We start from the raw sequence: 16,300 nt of genomic DNA, 5'->3' as shown, positions 1-16,300 counted from the left end.
TCCCTACCCGTCGTCACGTGTGCCGTCACGTGCGCCGTCCCACGTCGTGGCAGGGCATCGCGTGCCGTCGGACGTCAGCACGTGCGGTCGGGTTTCTTCGCGTGTCGTCGCGGCCGTCGCCCGGTGGGCGGCGGCCGTGGCGCGGCGTCAGGCTACGACGCGGTGAGCAGGACGTCGTCCCGCCACTTCAGCACTTTGTCGAACGCCACGACCGTGCCGTGCCCCGGCCGGTCGTGGAAGTGGACGTGATCCACGAGGGCTTCGATCAGGATGAGTCCGCGTCCGTGCTCGGCGTACGCGCCCCGGTGGGGCGCGCTCCGGGCGGGAGGGCGGAACCGGTCGCGGGGAAGACCCGGTCCCGAGTCGGCCACCTCGATACGGCAGCGGTCACCGTCGATCTGCGCGGTGACGCTGTATCCGGTCGCCGTCCCGGCGTGTTCGACGGCGTTCGCACAGGCTTCGGTGAGAGCCACCGAGAGGTCGAAGGAGATGTCGGGGTGGACCCCGGCCGTCTCCATGGTCCCCTGCAGAAGTCGCCTGGCCAGCGGAACGCTCGCAGCCTCGCGCCGCAAATGGAGTGACCACCAGATGCTCATGCTCCAGCCTCCTGGCTGCGGCTCGACATACGGATACGTATTGCCACGAAGGGCACTCCGTAAGCGTGGTGTTGACGTGAAGCCGCTCATTCGGCCGATGCGGAAGCCCGGCGTACCGGTGTAAAGGGACACTCGGTGCGCACTACCGCGAGCCGGTCACCCACTGTGCCGCACCCGGATGGCGGGTGAGATGATGTCGCCCGTCATGGCATCTCCCGCTCCAGCCGGCTCCGTGCGTGCCGGCGCCGGCCTGCGACTGCTCAGGGCCGCGGTGTTCACCGCGGTCTGCGTCGTGCTGGCCGCGGCGGGACACACCCTGGCCTCCGGCCGCTCGGTCCCCCCGGGATCTCTGGCCCTGGGGTGGCTCGCCGTGTTCGCGGTGGCCGCGCCCCTGGCGGGCCGCGAGCGCCGGATGCCGTCGATCGCGGGCGTGCTCGCGGCCGGGCAACTCGCCCTGCACGCGGTCTTCAACGCCGGTCAGGTGTGCGCGGCCTCCGGTGCGCCGGCAGCCGCCGTCGCGGGGGCACCGGGCACCTCCGGCGCGGCCGGCGCCTCCGGCGCGTCGCTCGAACAGGGCGCGCACGGCGCGGCGGCGATGCCGGGCATGGGCGCGGCCGAGGCCATGGCCCACTCCCTGTGCTCGCTGCCCATGGTCGTCGGCCACGTGCTGGCAGCGGTCGTCGCGGGCTGGATACTCCGGCGCGGTGAGGCCGCCCTGTGGCGGCTGGCCCGCGGTGCCTCCGGACTCGCGCTGCTGCTGCGGCGGGCGTTCGCGCTGCTGTCGGTGCTCGTCACCGCGGTGCCGTCCCCGGGCGTTTCCCGCCCGGTCCCGGCCACCACGGCCCGCCACCGCACGGTCTGGCTGCGCCACACGGTGGCGCGCCGCGGCCCACCGCGGGTCGTCCTGGCGGCCTGACGCGCGACGTCCTCCACGGGTGAGGTGACGTCACCGCACAGGCCCGCCCTGCTCCTCCCCCGCCGTCCGTGCGCCGGGCGTCACCGCCCCGCGCGCCGCCCGGCCACGTGACCGCGCACCGCCGGGCACTGACGCCCCCTCGGACCGAGGGCGCGCCGCCCGGCCGCGGACGCGCGGCGCACACGTCACCACCACGCAATGGATCTGTACCAGTTGGGCGATATTCGCCCTGCTTGTCCGATCTGTTCGGAAGGTGGGTGACCGGCGCTTCCGCGTGCCGTGCGACCCGCGCCTGCGCCGTGCCGTGTGTGCCGCGCGTCACGTGCCGGGCCACGGCCACGGCCACGGTCGCGGTCGCGGTCGGGAGGAGTGGTTCGGCTCGCCGGCGTGTCGCCGGGCTCAGGCCCGGTTCCGCGCGGCGGCGGTCCCGTCACCCGGATCCGATTCCCATCCCACCGTGGAGACATCACAGCCATGAGCGGTTCTCGCATCCCTGCCCGCCGTTCCCCGTTGCGCACCCGTGCGGCGGCCGTCGCCGCCCTCGCCGGCGGCGTGGTCCTGCTGTCGGCCGTGCCGGCCTTCGCCCATGTCACCGTGCAGCCGAACACCGCCGCCAAGGGCAGCTACAGCACCGTGGCGTTCAAGGTGCCGAACGAGCAGGACAAGGCGTCCACCGTCCGGGTGGAGGTCAACCTGCCGGCCGACCACCCGATCGCGTCGGTGTCCCTGCAGCCGGTCCCGGGCTGGACGGCGCAGGTCACCACGTCCAAGCTGACGACCCCGCTGAAGACCGACGACGGCACCGTCGACCAGGCCGTCACCAAGATCGTGTGGACGGGCGGGAAGATCGCGCCGGGGCAGTTCCAGCAGTTCCCCGTCTCACTCGGCCCGCTGCCCGACGACGCCGGCTCGCTGGTCTTCAAGACCCTGCAGACCTACGACAACGGCGACATCGTGCGCTGGATCGAGGTGCCGCAGACCGGTCAGCCCGAGCCGCAGAACCCGGCACCCAGCCTGACGCTCACCGCGGCGGCCACGGGCGGCACGAGCGGGGGTGCCGCCGGAACTCCCGCCGCGGCCCCGGCCGGCGACACGTCGAAGAACGGCAAGGCTCCGGCCACCGCGTCGTCCGGCAGCAGCAGTGACGACACGGCCCGCGGCCTGGGCATCGCCGGCATCGTCGTCGGCGCGGCCGGTGTCGGGTTCGGCGTCTTCGCCGGGCGCCGGCGCTCCGCCGGTGACGCCGGGACGGGCTCCGGCGCCTCCGCCTGACCGGCGCCGCCCCGCCTGATCCGTCGGGCCCCACCGGCCCCCGCCGGGCGGCCGCCGCATCCCGCGGCCGCCCGGCTCCCAGCGAAGCGAAGCACAGCGAATAGGACCACCTTCATGCGCGCTCCTTCCCTGCGCGGCACCTCCCCGCGCGGCACCTCCCGGCGCGGCACGTCCCCCCGCACCACCGTCCGGGTCGCCGCGGCCGCGCTCACCGCGGCCTGCGCCCTGGCGCTCGCCGGCTGCGGCGGTTCCGGCTCGGGCTCCGGCGCCTCCGGAGCGGACTCCGGCAACGTCGCCGACGTCTCCGCCGGCGCGAGCAAGCCGGGCACCGTCCTGGACACCCCGTTCACCAAGCCGGACATCACCCTGACCGACAACCACGGCAAGCCGTTCGACCTGGTGAAGCAGACCGCCGGCCACCCCACGCTGCTGTTCTTCGGCTACACCCACTGCCCGGACGTGTGCCCGACGACGATGAGCGACATCGCGCTGGCCAAGTCCCGGCTGCCCAGGGCCGACCAGGCCGAACTGCGCGTGGTGTTCGTCAGCTCCGACCCGCAGCGCGACACCCCGGCCCGCCTGAACGAGTGGCTGGGCGCGATGGACAAGAGCTTCATCGGGCTGACCGGCAGGTTCTCGGTCATCCAGGCCGCCGCGCGCTCGGTCGGCGTCGCCATCGAGCCGCCGGTCAAGGAGAAGGACGGCAGCATCACCGTCACGCACGGGGCCGAGGTGCTGGCGTTCTGGCCCAAGGACGACAAGGGCCACGTGCTGTACATGTCGGGAACCACCGCCGGCCAGTACCAGCACGACCTGCCCAAGCTGATCAGGAGCGAGGCCCCGTGACCGGGACCGGGACCGAGACCGGGGCTGGGACTGGGAGCGTTTCCGGAGCTGGGACTGGGGCCGCGGAACCGACCGGCCCCCGCCGGCCGGGCCGGCGCCGCAGGGTCGCCGGCGCGGTGACCGGCGCCCTGGCGGGCGGCGCCGTCGTGGCGCTGGCCGCGGTGGTCGGGCTCGGCGGCTGCTCGGTCGGCGGCGCGTCCGCGCACGGCAAGGGCGGCCCTGCCAAACTGGCCGTCCGCTCGGGGTACATCCCGCAGCCGCTGCTCACCGACCTGGCCGCGGCCTACGTCACCGTCGTCAACGACGGCGGCACGGACGCCCAGCTGACCGCGGTGACGACACCGCTGGCCGCACATGTCACGCTGCACACCACCCAGGGCACCACCATGCGCCAGGTGATGGAGCTGACCGTGCCGGCCGGCGGCCGGCTCACGCTCGGCACCGGGGGGGACCATCTGATGCTGGAGGACCTGACCCGCAGGCCCTCCGTCGGGGAAACGGTTCCGCTGACCCTGCACTTCGCGCACGCCACGCCCGCCACCGTGACGGTCACCGTGCCCGTGCGCCCGACGACGTACCAGCCGAAGGATTGACGAGCCGATGAACCCACGGTCGTACGTTCGCTCATCCGCGGCCCGGCTGGCCACACTCCTGGTGGCGCTGCTGGCCCTGCTGCTGGGCACCGCCGTACCCGCCTCCGCGCACGCGGCCCTCATCCGCACCGACCCGGCGTCGGGTTCCGTGGTGGCGGCGGCGCCGCAGCGGGTGGTGCTCACCTTCTCCGAAGGGGTGCTGCTGTCCGCGGACTCGCTGCGGGTGCTCGACCCGCGCGGGACGAACGTCGCGGTCGGCACGCCGGGCCACGCGGACGTGGCGGACTCCGGGTCCACCGCGACGGTGGCCCTGCGCGGCGGCCTCGGCAACGGCACGTACACCGTGGCCTGGCGGGCGGTCTCGCAGGACAGCCATCCCGTCTCCGGGGCCTTCACCTTCTCCATCGGCGCGGCCTCCAAGACCTCCGTCGACCTGTCCGGGGTGACGCCGGCCGGCGGCGGGATCGCCGGCACCCTCTACGGGATCGCCCGCTTCCTCGCCTACGCCGGGTTCGCGCTGCTCGTCGGCGGCTCGGTGTTCCTGGCCGTGTGCTGGCCGCGCGGCGCCCTGCGGCGGCCGCTGCAGCGGCTGGTCTCCGGCGGCTGGGCCGCCCTGGTCGCGGCGACCATCGCCCTGATCATGCTGCGCGGGCCCTACGTCAACGGCGGCGGACTCGGAGGCGCCTTCGACGTCGGCGTCATGCGCAGTTCCCTGGAGACCCGGCCGGGCGCGGCCCTGCTGTCGCGGCTGCTGCTGCTCGCCGCCGCCGCGGTCTTCCTCGCCGTCCTGTTCGGCAGCTACGCCAAACGGGAGGACCCGGAGGAACGCGCGGACCTGGCCTGGGGCCTGGGCATCGGCGGCGGCGTGGTCGCGGTGGGCATCGCGGCGACCTGGGCGATGGCCGAGCACGCCTCGGTCGGCATCCAGCGCCGGATCGCCATGCCCGTCGACGTGATCCACCTGCTGTCCATGGCGGTGTGGCTGGGCGGCCTGGTCACCCTGCTCGTCGCACTGTGGGCGCCGTCGATGGCCCGCCCCGCGGTGCCGGCGTTCGCGGTACGCCGCTTCTCCGCGCTCGCGCTGACGGCGATCACCCTGCTGGTCGCCACCGGCACCTACCAGGCGTGGCGGCAGATCGGCACGTGGCGGGCGTTCACCGACACCTCCTACGGACGGCTGCTGCTCATCAAGATCGGCCTGGTGTGCGCGCTGGTCGCGGTCGCCTGGTTCTCGCGCCGATGGACGCAGACGCTCGGCCGGACGTCGATCTCGCGGACGGCCGGCAAGGCCGACGCGGGCAGGGCGCCGGCCGGCAAGGCCGACGCGGGCAAGGCGCCGGCCGGCAAGTCCGCCGCCAAGGGCGGCACAGCGGTCCGGAAGGAGACGGCCGTCAAGGCCGCGGCCGGAGCCGCGACGGGCGAGGGCGTCACGGCCGCCGCCGTCGAACCGGCGGCCCGGGCCACCGACACCGTCGCCGAACCGGTGGCGGACGAACCGGCGGACGAACCGGCGGACGGTCCTGCGGCCGGCAGCGGCAAGGACGCCGCGACCGCCGGCGTGGGCGGTGCCGCGGGAGGCTCCGGCGACGGCACCGACTCCAAGCGCGCCGCCCAGTTGCGGCGTCAGCAGGCGGCCCGCAGCGCCGCGCAGGCCCGCAAGTCCCGGGAGGCGGACCCGGCGCGGGGCGCGCTGCGCCGCTCGGTGCTGGTGGAGGCCGGCATCGCGATCGTCCTGCTCTCCGTGACCACGATCCTGTCCGGCTCGCAGCCCGGCCGGGCGGCCGAGGAGCAGAAGGGGCTGGCCGCGGCGCCCCCGGCTTCGTCGTCGGCGTCGTCGGCGGCATCGTCGTCGGCATCGTCGGCCGCCGTACCGGGCGAGGTGGCGCTGACCATCCCGTACGACACCGGCGGCCCCAAGGGCAGCGGTACCGCCTCGTTCAGCCTGTCGCCCGGGCAGGCCGGGGTCCCCAACGACATCCACCTGGAGCTGACCGGTGCGGGGAACCTGCCGGTCGCCGTCCCCGAGGTGCGGCTGGCGTTCACCCTGCCGGCCCGGCACCTCGGCCCGATCCAGGTGCCGCTGGCGAAGCTGGGCGCCGGACACTACGTGGCCACCAAGGTCCAGCTCCCGCTGGCCGGGACGTGGCAGCTCTCGCTGACCGTCCGCACCTCCGACATCGACGAGGTGACCGTGACCAGAAACGTGAAGGTCGCCCAGTGAGCACCGTCGACGACGGCACCCGGGCCGCCGCCCCCGCCCCCGACGCCGCGGGCGCACCGCTCAGCCGCCGCCGGCTGCTGGGCACGGCGGGTGCGGCCGGGGCCGCCGGCGCGGCGGGACTGGTGGCCGGGGGCGGCGCCGGAGCGGGGATCGCGGTGGCGGCACGGCAGCACCCCGCCGCCCTGACGTCGGTCGGCGCGGCGCACATCCCGTTCGAGGGCGTCCACCAGGCGGGCATCGTCGAACCGGCGCAGACGTGCGGGCATCTGGTCGCCTTCGACCTCGCGGCGGGCGCCGACCGCAGGGCCGCCGCCGCGCTGATGCGCCGCTGGTCCGACGCGGCGCGCGCGATGACGCGGGCGGGGCGGCCCGGAACCCCCGCGGTGTACGACGACCAGGTCGCCGACGACGCCGGGCCGTCCTCACTGACCGTCACCTTCGGCTTCGGCCGCAGCTTCTTCGCGCGGACCGGGCTGACCGGGCGACTGCCGCAGGCGCTCGCCCCGCTGCCGCACTTCCCCGCCGACGCGCTGGACCCGCACCGCAGCAACGGCGACCTGTGGGTGCAGATCGGCGCCGACGACGCGCTGGTCGCCTTCCACGCGCTGCGCGTGCTGCAGAAGGCGGCGCGCGACACCGCGACCGTGCGCTGGCAGATGAACGGCTTCAACCGCACACCGGGTGCGACCGCGCGGCCGATGACCGTGCGGAACCTGATGGGGCAGATCGACGGCACGAACAACCCGAAGCCGTCCGACCCCGGCTTCGCGCGGACGGTCTTCGTGCCGGAGGACGGCGTCGCGGGTGCCTCGGGCGCCGGCGGCGGGTCGCCCGCGTGGATGGCGGGCGGCTCGTACGCGGTGGTCCGGCGGATCCGGATGCTGCTGGATTCCTGGGACCACCTGTCGGTCGAACGGCAGGAGAGGGTGATCGGGCGACGCAAGTCCGACGGCGCCCCGCTGTCCGGCGGCACCGAGACCACCCCGGTGGACCTGGAGAAGTTCGGGCCCGACGGCCTGATCGCGATTCCCGGCGACGCCCACATCCGGGTCGCCGCGGCCGCGTCCAACAGCGGTGCGGCCATGCTGCGCCGCGGGTTCTCGTACCACGACGGGATCGGCGCGGACGGCACCCCGGACGCCGGCCTGCTCTTCGTCGCCTGGCAGGCCGACCCGATGCGCGGCTTCGTCCCCGTCCAGCGCAAGCTCGACGGCGGCGACGGCCTCTCCCGCTTCATCCGCCACGAGGCCAGCGGTCTCTTCGCGGTCCCGGGCGGTGCTGCTGCGGGCGAGTACGTGGGGCAGCGGCTGCTGGAGAGCTGAGGGCCGATGACGGCGAGGGCTGACGGGGCCGGCCCGGGCCCCTCGGCCCCGACGCTCGCGAATCCGGGCGGGTCGGTGCGGGGCGGCCGTTAGGCTGACTGCATGTCGCCGGCGAGCCGCTACACCTATCTCGGTCCTGAAGGCACGTTCACCGAGGCAGCGCTGCGCACGCTGCCGGAAGCCGCCACGCGCGAACTGGTACCGATGGTCTCGGTGCCGGCCGCGCTGGACGCGGTGAGAAACGGTGAGGCCGGCGGGGCGCTCGTACCGATCGAGAACTCCGTGGAGGGCGGCATCACCGCCACCCTCGACGAGCTGGCGTTCGGCGAGCCGCTGATGATCTACCGCGAGGTGCTGCTGCCCATCGCGTTCGCCCTGCTGGTCCGCCCGGGCACCTCGCTCGGCGACATCAAGACGGTGACCGGCCACCCGGCGGCCCAGATCCAGGTGCGCAACTGGATGGCCGAGCACCTGCCGGAGGCGGCCTGGGAGTCGGCCGCCTCGAACGCCGACGGCGCCCGGCTGGTGCAGGAGGGCCGGTTCGACGGGGCGTTCGCGGGCGAGTTCGCGGCGCCGACCTACGGTCTCGAACCGCTGGCCACCGAGATCCACGACGCGCAGAACGCCACGACCCGCTTCGTGCTGGTGGGCCGGCCGGCCCGGCTCGCGGCGCCGACCGGCGCGGACAAGACGTCGGCGGTCTTCTGGCTGCGCGACGACCACCCCGGCGCGCTGCTGGACCTGCTGCAGGAGTTCGCGATCCGCGGGGTGAACCTGATGCGGATCGAGTCCCGGCCGACCGGTGAGGGCCTGGGTAAGTACTGCTTCTCGGTGGACGCCGAGGGGCATCTGACCGAGCGGCGGGTCGGTGAGACGCTGATGGGTCTGCGGCGCCGCTGTCTGAATGTAAGATTTCTGGGTTCGTACCCGCGAGCCGACCAGGTGGCGCCCTCGGTCACCCGCGGAACGGCGGACGACGCGTTCACGGAAGCCGCGGACTGGTTGAACCGCGCGCTCGACGGCCGCGGCTGACGCCCGTCCCGGACCTCGCCGGTCACGGCTGTCCACCACAGTCCACCGAGTTATCCACAGGCCCATCCGAGTGCCTGTGGGTAACGTGGGGACAAGTCGACAACCAAGTCGGACCAAATCGACAAAGAGGTACACACGCATCACCGCCGACCGAAGTGATGCAGGTCATCCCGTGTCAGCCCAATTCCCGCGACCAATCCTCGCGGGTGAACAGTTCTCACCCCAAAGAGAGTGTGAGCCGGGTTTGGCGGGGGAATCCATAGCCGAACACCGCCCCGGGGAAATGATCTCCGCACTTCTCCACAGATCTTCCCCACACCCTGTGGACAAGGTGCGGAAAGTCTCCCGGAGCCTGTGGATAACTCGGCCCGGAAGAGCCCTCCCAGCTTGATCAACTCCGGTTCTCCACAAGCGGGATGCCCCGGGAGAGGGATCCGCCGAAGTGGGTTGACCAGCGGCTTTTCATGGTCATTTTCGGCTGTATTTCGCTTTCCACGGCAAAGTGGACAAAGATCACATTCCGCCTCTAAGTTGTCGCGTCCGGCGCCCTCCCGCCGGTAGCCTGTAGTCCGTGATTGACCTTCGCCTGCTTCGTGAGGACCCCGACCGTGTGCGCGCCTCCCAGCGCGCCCGTGGAGAGGACGTCGCGCTCGTCGACTCCCTCCTCGCCGCCGACGAGCGGCGCAGGTCCTCCGGTACCCGCTTCGACCAGCTGCGCGCCGAGCAGAAGCAGCTGGGGAAGCTGATCCCCAAGGCGCAGGGCGAGGAGAAGGCCGAGCTCCTGAAGCGCACCAAGGAGCTGGCCGAGGCGGTCAAGGCCGCCGACGGCGAGCAGCAGGCGGCGTCCGACGAGGCCCAGCGGCTGCTGCTGCAGATCGGCAACCTGGTCCACCCGGAGGCACCCGTCGGCGGCGAGGAGGACTTCGTCGTCCTGGAGCAGCACGGCGCCCCGCGCGACTTCGCCGCCGAGGGCTTCACCCCGCGCGACCACCTGGAACTCGGCGAACTGCTCGGCGCGATCGACACCGAGCGCGGCGCCAAGGTCTCCGGCTCCCGGTTCTACTACCTCACCGGCGTCGGCGCCCTGCTGGAGTTCGCCCTGGTCCAGGCCGCCATCTCGCAGGCCGTCGCGGCGGGCTTCACCCCGATGCTCACCCCCAACCTGGTCAAGCCCGCGGCGATGGCCGGCACCGGCTACCTCGGCCAGGTCGAGGACGACGTGTACCGGCTGGAGAAGGACGACCTGTACCTGGTCGGCACCTCCGAGGTCCCGCTGGCCGCGTACCACATGGACGAGATCCTCGAGGCGAACCGGCTGCCGCTGCGCTACGCCGGCTTCTCCTCCTGCTACCGGCGCGAGGCCGGCTCGTACGGCAAGGACACCCGGGGCATCTTCCGGGTCCACCAGTTCGACAAGGTGGAGATGTTCGTCTTCACCACGCCCGAGGAGGCCGAGGCCGAGCACCAGCGGCTGCTGGCCTGGGAGAAGCAGTGGCTGAGCTCCCTGGAACTGCCGTTCCAGGTGGTCGAGCTGGCCTCGGGTGACCTGGGCTCCTCGGCGTCGCGCAAGTTCGACTGCGAGGCGTGGATCCCCACGCAGGGCAAGTACCGCGAGCTGACGTCGACGTCCAACACGGACTCGTTCCAGGCCCGGCGGCTCAACATCCGGGTGCGCGACACCGAGGGGACGCGGCCGCTGGCCACCCTCAACGGCACACTGTGCGCGGTGACCAGGACGATCGTGGCCGTGCTGGAGAACCACCAGCAGGCGGACGGCTCGGTCCGGGTGCCGGAGATCCTGCGGCCGTACCTCGGCGGCCGCGAGGTCTTGGAGCCGCTCACCCCCGCCTCGGCCAAGTGAGCGCCGCCGCGGACCCGGCGGAGGGGCGGCCCACCGGCACGTCCGGGCGGCCGCTGCCGTACCGGCTGGTGGCCACCGACCTCGACGGCACGCTGCTGCGCAGCGACAACACCGTCTCGCAGAGCTCCCGTGACGCGCTCGCCGCCGTGACCGCGGCGGGCGCGGCGCACATCATCGTCACCGGCCGCTCGGTGCCGTGGACCCGTCATGTGCTGGACGACCTGGGCTACCAGGGTCTGGCGGTCTGCGGCCAGGGCGCGCAGGTCTACGACGCGGGCAGTCACCGGCTGCTGACCTCGGTGACGCTGGACCGGCAGGTGGCCGGGCTGGCGATCGCCAAGATCGAGGCCGAGGTGGGCCGGGTCGCGCTGGCCGCCAGCCGGGACGGCCTGGCCGGTGAGGTGCTGGTCGGCGAGGGGTACGTCTACCACCCCGAACTGCCGGTCATCCACATGCAGGACACCACCGAGCTGTGGGCCGACCCGATCAACAAGCTCTACATCCAGCACCCCGAGCTCGACGACGAGCTGGCCGAGGCCGCGCGGGCGGCGGCCGGGGACCTGGTGGGCGTGATCATGGCCGGGGAGGGCATCGTGGAGCTGCTGCCGCTGGGCCTGACGAAGGCCACCGGGCTGTCGCTGGCGGCGCGCCGTCTCGGCGTGGCCGCGGCGGAGACCATCGCGTTCGGCGACATGCCCAACGACGTGCCCATGTTCGCGTGGGCCGGCTACGGCGTGGCCATGGCCAACGCGCACTCCGAGCTGAAGGCGGTCGCCGACGAGGTGACCGCGTCCAACGACGAGGACGGTATCGCGCTGGTGCTGCGGCGGGTCTTCGGCGGGGTGATCTGAGGGCCGGACCCGGGAGGCCGGCCGCTCAGGCGGGCGGCGCCGGTTCCCCGGGCGCCCTGCTGTTCCTGGGCGCGGCCGCCTGCGGGGTGAGCCCGTAGCAGCACAGGCCGATCAGCACGGCCGTGAGGTGGCCGATGTCGGTGAACGTGCCCTTGTGCAGCACCGGGTAGGTGAAGAACGCCAGCACGCCGAGCAGATAGCCCCAGCGCCAGGGTGCCGGAACCCGGTAGGCCAGCACGCCGACGACCCCGGCGAGCCCGTAGCTGACCCCTATGTCGATGGTGTGCGCGAGCGAGCGCGGCAGCCGGGCGTCCCGGATACCGAAGAGCACCGCCTTCTGGCTGACCAGGGTGGCCCCGACGTGGGCGAGGGCCACCACCATCAGCCACCGCACGGTGCCGAGCCAGCGTTCCGCGGTGGCGTGCACCAGCTCGAACACCAGGGCGTAGAAGAGCAGCGCGGACGGCGTCTCGATCCAGAAGGCGCTGGCGAACAGTACGCGGACCGGGTGAATCCGGAGTTCGACGAGGTTGGTGCTGACGTGGTGCAGCAGGTAGGACCGCAGGTCGGGTGAGAGTCCCGCGGCCACCGCGCTGGTGACGGCGAGGACGGCCAGCCACACATGGGTGCCGGGTGCGGTGCGGAACCAGTCCGCTGTCGCACGGCACACGGCGCCGGGCCGGACGCGGCGCCGCAGCGCGACGGCCAGGGGGAACGCACGGCCCGGCGCGGGCGGGGAGGTCTCCGGGACTTCTGGGGCCACGTCCCCGTTGTAACCGGCGGGCGGTGGGCCCGCCGGGTGAACACACCGGCGGGCCCGGGTCCGCCGTCCGGGTGAACCGGGTCCGCCGGTGGTTCAGCCGGCCGTCACTCCTCGCCGGCGAGCTTGAGCGTGCGCAGCTTGTGGGCCGCGAACCAGCCGGCGACGGCGGTGACCAGCACCAGGAACACGACGCCGGTGGTCAGGGACACGTCCGAGGTGACCGAGGAGTCCAGGCTGATTCGCTGGGCGATCGCCAGCGACCACTGCTGGACGCTCAGGGTGCGCGCGCCCGGTACCACGTTGCCGATCACGCCCTCCCACACCAGCGCGTAGACGAGTCCGACGACGACCGCGTGCCGGGTGAGCACGCCCAGCATCAGGAAGATCGCCGAGTAGGCGATGGACGCGGCGGCCGCGGCGACCGCGAACGCCACCGCCAGGTGCTGGCCGTTGCCGTCGAGGACGAGCCCGGCCAGCAGGGTGGGCAGCGCGGAGAAGACGACGCTGACACCGATGGCCACGAGCAGCTTGGTGGACACGATCGTCGACCGCTTGATGGGCTTGGCCAGCAGATAGACGATCGCCCCGTCGTCGATCTCCGGGCCGATCGCGCCGGTGCCGGCGATCACGCCGATCAGCGGCACCATCGCGCTGAGCGCGAAGCCCTGCAGCAGGTCGGCGGTGGTGCCGTCGTCCTGACCGGCCAGCGCGCGGACCGCGCTGACGATGACCAGCAGGAGCAGCGGCAGGCAGAACAGCAGCAGGGCGCGGCGCCGGCCGAGCAGCGCCCGGTAGGTGAGCCGGGCGACGGTCCGGTGGTAGATGCCGGACCGTACCGGAGGCGCGGCCTGGAGGCGGGGTCCGGCGGGGTGGGTGCGTCCTGACGGAGCGGTGGTGGACATGCGCGCGGCTCCTTACGCGGTGACCAGGTAGGAGAAGACGCTCTCCAGGGACTCGTCCGAGGGCGAGACCGTGAAGAGCCGGATGCCGTGGTCGCGGGCGATCCGGGGCAGGAACTCGGTGAAGGCCGCGAAGTCGACCGCCTGGATCCGCAGCGCCCGCTCCGTCCAGTCCAGTTCGATCCCGGCCGTCGACGCATGGGCGATGAGCACCGACGCGAGCTGCCGGTCGTCGCTGGAGCGGACGAGGTAGCGGTGCGGGCGGTCGGTCATCAGGCGGCGGATCTTGCGGAAGTCACCGGACGCGGCGTGCCGGCCGGCGACCACCACCTCGATGTGGTGGGCGAGCTGCTCGACCTCCTCCAGGATGTGCGAGGAGAACAGCACGGTGCGGCCCTCGGCGCCCATCCGCCGCAGCAGTTCCATCAGGTGCAGCCGCTGGCGCGGGTCCATGCCGTTGAACGGCTCGTCGAGCAGCAGCACCGAAGGCTCGTGCACCAGCGCGGACGCCATCTTGGCGCGCTGCCGCATGCCCTTGCTGTAGGTCTCGATCCGCCGGTCCTGCGCGTACTCCATCTCGACCGTGGCCAGCGCCTTCTGCGCGGCGGCGCCCGGATCGGGCAGGCCGTGCAGTTCGGCGTTGGCGACCACGAACTCGCGGGCGGTCAGGAAGTCGTACATCGCCTCGCGCTCGGGGACGATGCCGATCTCGCGGTAGGCCTGCTCGTTCCGCCAGATCGGGACCCCGTCGAGGGTCACCGCGCCGGTGGAGGGGGCGAGGAAGCCGGCCATCATGTTGATGAGGGTGGACTTGCCGGCGCCGTTGGGCCCGAGCAGCCCGGTCACGCCGGGGCCGATGGCCATGGTGATGTCGTTGACCGCCACCACGTTGCCGAACCAGCGCGACGCCTTGTCGATGCCGATGACCGTCACGCCATGCCCACCTTCCGGTAGCGCCGCATCAGCAGCCCGAAGCAGCCGGCGATGATCCCGGCGATGACCAGCAGGTACACCAGGCCCGCGGCGACGTTCGGCGGCCCGGACGCGTTGGGGAACGCCGACGTCGCGCCGAGGAACCACGTCTGGAAGCCGTCGATCAGGGTGATCGGCGAGAACAGGCCGAGCCAGCCGATCACGTCGTACTTCTCCTGGCTCATGGCGACGCCCTGGACGCTGGAGACCGCGCCGTAGGTGATGACGAACAGCGCGATGATCGCGGCCACGCCGAACCCGCGGCGCGGCGTCACGGCGGCGATCACCAGGCCTATCCCGGCGAACAGCACGGACAGCAGGACTACGGACACCAGGCCCTTCGCAAACCCGGCGGTCTGGTCGCCGAAGTCGAGCTTCGCGAGCAGCGCGCCGATGTAGAGGATGACGAGCGGGAGCGCGGTCAGCAGGAACAGCGCCGTGGCCAGCGCGGCGAACTTCGCGACCACGTAGTCGACCCGCTCGATCGGCCGCGAGAAGTACAGCGGCGTGGTCTTGAACCGCAGGTCGCGCGAGACCGACTGCGGTGCCTGCGACGCCACGAACAGGGTGATGACCGCCTGGAGCAGCACCGCGTAACGGGTGTACGCGACCGGCAGTTTGGTCATGTGCGTGAAGACCGCGACGGCCACCATGATCAGCGCGGGTGCGCACATCGCGCCCAGCAGGATCATCGGCAGCACCTTGGACTTCGCGCTGCGGCCCAGGCCGTACGCGCCGCGCAGGCTCTGGCTGTACAGCGACTTCCGGGCGTAACCGCGGCCCAGGCGGGGGCCGTCGTACTTGCGGTAGCCGATGTTGTGGATGACGTCGGTGGGCGACGCCGCGGGTGGCCCGGGCGGCGGGCCCGGGACCGCTGCCACGTCAGGCTGCGTCACGGCCGTCTCCTTCCTGGCTCGTTCCGGGCGCGGCCGGGGTGCCGCTCTTCTCTTCGGCGCGGTCGCCGGCGGGGCTGTCCGGGCCGTCGCCGGGGCCGTCGTCGGGACCGCCCTCGGGACCGTCCTCGGGGTGGCCGTAGGGGTTGTCGTCGGTGAACAGTTCGGCGATGCGGTGCCGGCGCTGCTCCATCCGGACCAGGCCGACGCCGAGTTGGGCGACCGCGTCGCGCACCAGGTCGTACGACTCCTCGTCCGCCATGTCGACCAGCAGCAGGTGGCCGCTGGACTGCACGGTCAGACCCGCCGCACCCAGCATCACCAGCAGGTCCTGCTCGCGGTCGGTGACCTCGACCGCGAGCGAGGCCGTCTCCTGCGTGAAGTCCCGTGTGGAGGAGGCCCGCAGCAGCTTCCCGCCGTCGATGACGACGATGTGGTCGCTGGTGCGCTCCAGTTCGCCGAGCAGGTGCGAGGTGACGAGGACGGAGATGCCGAAGTCGGTGTGCACGCGGCGGATCAGGCCCAGCATCTCGTCACGGCCGGCCGGGTCCAGGCCGTTCGTCGGCTCGTCCAGCAGCACCAGCTTCGGGTCGTGCACCAGCGCCTGGGCGAGCTTGACGCGCTGCTTCATGCCGGTCGAGTAGCCGCCCATCGGGCGGTACCGCTCCTCGTACAGCCCGACGTGCCGCAGGGTGTCCGCTGTGCGTTCGCGGGCCGCGGTCGGCGGCAGGCCCGACATCCGGGCCATGTGCACGACGAACTCGGTCGCCGAGACGTCCGGCGGCAGGCAGTCGTGCTCCGGCATGTAGCCGACCAGGCCGCGGATCTCGGCGCCGTCGGTGGCCACGTCGAGTCCGAGCACACGGGCGCGCCCCTCGGTCGCCGGGGACAGCCCCAGCAGGATCTTGATCAGGGTCGACTTGCCGGCCCCGTTGGCGCCGACCAACCCGGTCACACCCGGGTTGACGTCCACGGTCAGCCGGTCGAGGGCGGTCACCCGTGGGTACCGCTTGCTCAGGCTTTCGGTAGCGATCACAGTCACGGGACGACCGTAGTGGTCCGCGCCACATCCGTGCGTCCCTCGGGAGTCTCGCATTCGCCTACTCCTGCGGACTGATGTCCCGTAGGGGTCACTCCCCCGCAGGAGTGGCGCAGGTCAGGGTCGGTGGCGGGCCGTCCGCCCGGCCCGGGTTCACCGCCGGTTGTCCACAGGCTGTGAGGGACCCTTGACCCTGCCATCGTCGGCTGTCACATTGACTGGTG

The 16,300-nt window shown here is 72.8% G+C and carries 15 protein-coding genes; 9 read left to right on the top strand and 6 right to left on the bottom strand.

The window, feature by feature from the left end; genetic code table 11:
• Positions 1 to 152: 152 nt before the first annotated feature.
• Positions 153 to 596: an ATP-binding protein gene (locus tag K7862_RS16370; protein ID WP_222963331.1), complete on the bottom strand. Its 444-nt coding sequence runs from the start codon at positions 594 to 596 to the stop codon at positions 153 to 155.
• A gap of 205 nt (positions 597 to 801) precedes the next feature.
• Between K7862_RS16370 and K7862_RS16365 the strand changes: the two genes are divergently transcribed.
• From K7862_RS16365 to K7862_RS16330, 9 genes are all read left to right on the top strand, one after another.
• Positions 802 to 1,512 carry a hypothetical protein gene (locus tag K7862_RS16365; RefSeq protein WP_262413243.1) on the top strand — a complete coding sequence of 237 codons (711 nt, stop codon included), beginning with the start codon at positions 802 to 804 and terminating at the stop codon, positions 1,510 to 1,512.
• Positions 1,513 to 1,986: 474 nt separating this feature from the next.
• Positions 1,987 to 2,784: a YcnI family protein gene (locus K7862_RS16360; RefSeq protein WP_222963329.1), complete on the top strand. Its 798-nt coding sequence runs from the start codon at positions 1,987 to 1,989 to the stop codon at positions 2,782 to 2,784.
• A gap of 114 nt (positions 2,785 to 2,898) precedes the next feature.
• Positions 2,899 to 3,630 (top strand): SCO family protein, encoded by a 732-nt coding sequence (locus K7862_RS16355; RefSeq protein ID WP_222963328.1) that lies wholly within the window; start codon positions 2,899 to 2,901, stop codon positions 3,628 to 3,630.
• Positions 3,631 to 3,746: 116 nt separating this feature from the next.
• Positions 3,747 to 4,223 carry a copper chaperone PCu(A)C gene (locus K7862_RS16350; RefSeq protein WP_222963327.1) on the top strand — a complete coding sequence of 159 codons (477 nt, stop codon included), beginning with the start codon at positions 3,747 to 3,749 and terminating at the stop codon, positions 4,221 to 4,223.
• A gap of 7 nt (positions 4,224 to 4,230) precedes the next feature.
• Positions 4,231 to 6,444 (top strand): copper resistance protein CopC, encoded by a 2,214-nt coding sequence (locus K7862_RS37620; RefSeq protein ID WP_262413242.1) that lies wholly within the window; start codon positions 4,231 to 4,233, stop codon positions 6,442 to 6,444.
• Positions 6,441 to 7,766 carry an iron uptake transporter deferrochelatase/peroxidase subunit gene (gene efeB / locus K7862_RS37615; RefSeq protein WP_308012020.1) on the top strand — a complete coding sequence of 442 codons (1,326 nt, stop codon included), beginning with the start codon at positions 6,441 to 6,443 and terminating at the stop codon, positions 7,764 to 7,766. The genes K7862_RS37620 and efeB overlap by 4 nt, the downstream gene beginning before the upstream one ends.
• Before the next feature lie 102 nt (positions 7,767 to 7,868).
• Positions 7,869 to 8,798 carry a prephenate dehydratase gene (gene pheA / locus K7862_RS16340; protein WP_222963326.1) on the top strand — a complete coding sequence of 310 codons (930 nt, stop codon included), beginning with the start codon at positions 7,869 to 7,871 and terminating at the stop codon, positions 8,796 to 8,798.
• Positions 8,799 to 9,369: 571 nt separating this feature from the next.
• The gene (serS, locus tag K7862_RS16335; RefSeq protein ID WP_222963325.1) at positions 9,370 to 10,659 is read left to right on the top strand and encodes a serine--tRNA ligase; all 1,290 of its coding nucleotides are present in this window, start codon (positions 9,370 to 9,372) and stop codon (positions 10,657 to 10,659) included.
• Entirely contained in the window at positions 10,656 to 11,510 is an 855-nt protein-coding gene (locus K7862_RS16330; protein ID WP_222963324.1) for an HAD family hydrolase, read from the top strand. Before serS ends, K7862_RS16330 begins: the two co-directional genes overlap by 4 nt.
• Before the next feature lie 25 nt (positions 11,511 to 11,535).
• On the opposite strand, the gene K7862_RS16325 is transcribed toward K7862_RS16330, so the two are convergent.
• The 5 genes from K7862_RS16325 to K7862_RS16305 all read right to left on the bottom strand — a co-directional run bounded on the left by K7862_RS16325 (position 11,536) and on the right by K7862_RS16305 (position 16,133).
• On the bottom strand, positions 11,536 to 12,273 hold the full coding sequence (locus K7862_RS16325; RefSeq protein WP_308012019.1) for a rhomboid-like protein: 738 nt from the start codon (positions 12,271 to 12,273) through the stop codon (positions 11,536 to 11,538).
• Positions 12,274 to 12,377: 104 nt separating this feature from the next.
• Complete coding sequence (locus tag K7862_RS16320) at positions 12,378 to 13,097, bottom strand: ABC transporter permease subunit (RefSeq protein WP_222963348.1); 720 nt, start codon at positions 13,095 to 13,097, stop codon at positions 12,378 to 12,380.
• A 90-nt stretch (positions 13,098 to 13,187) separates the two neighbouring features.
• Entirely contained in the window at positions 13,188 to 14,105 is a 918-nt protein-coding gene (locus K7862_RS16315; protein WP_222963323.1) for an ABC transporter ATP-binding protein, read from the bottom strand.
• Positions 14,102 to 15,025 carry an ABC transporter permease subunit gene (locus K7862_RS16310; RefSeq protein ID WP_222963347.1) on the bottom strand — a complete coding sequence of 308 codons (924 nt, stop codon included), beginning with the start codon at positions 15,023 to 15,025 and terminating at the stop codon, positions 14,102 to 14,104. Before K7862_RS16310 ends, K7862_RS16315 begins: the two co-directional genes overlap by 4 nt.
• Position 15,026: 1 nt before the next feature.
• Complete coding sequence (locus tag K7862_RS16305; RefSeq protein WP_222963322.1) at positions 15,027 to 16,133, bottom strand: ABC transporter ATP-binding protein; 1,107 nt, start codon at positions 16,131 to 16,133, stop codon at positions 15,027 to 15,029.
• Positions 16,134 to 16,300: the final 167 nt, after the last annotated feature.

This window comes from Actinacidiphila acidipaludis, from assembly GCF_019890725.1.
Lineage (GTDB): Bacteria > Actinomycetota > Actinomycetes > Streptomycetales > Streptomycetaceae > Actinacidiphila > Actinacidiphila acidipaludis.
The sequence above is the reverse complement of the archived record's forward strand: the minus strand, read 5'-3'. Positions and strand labels throughout refer to the sequence as shown.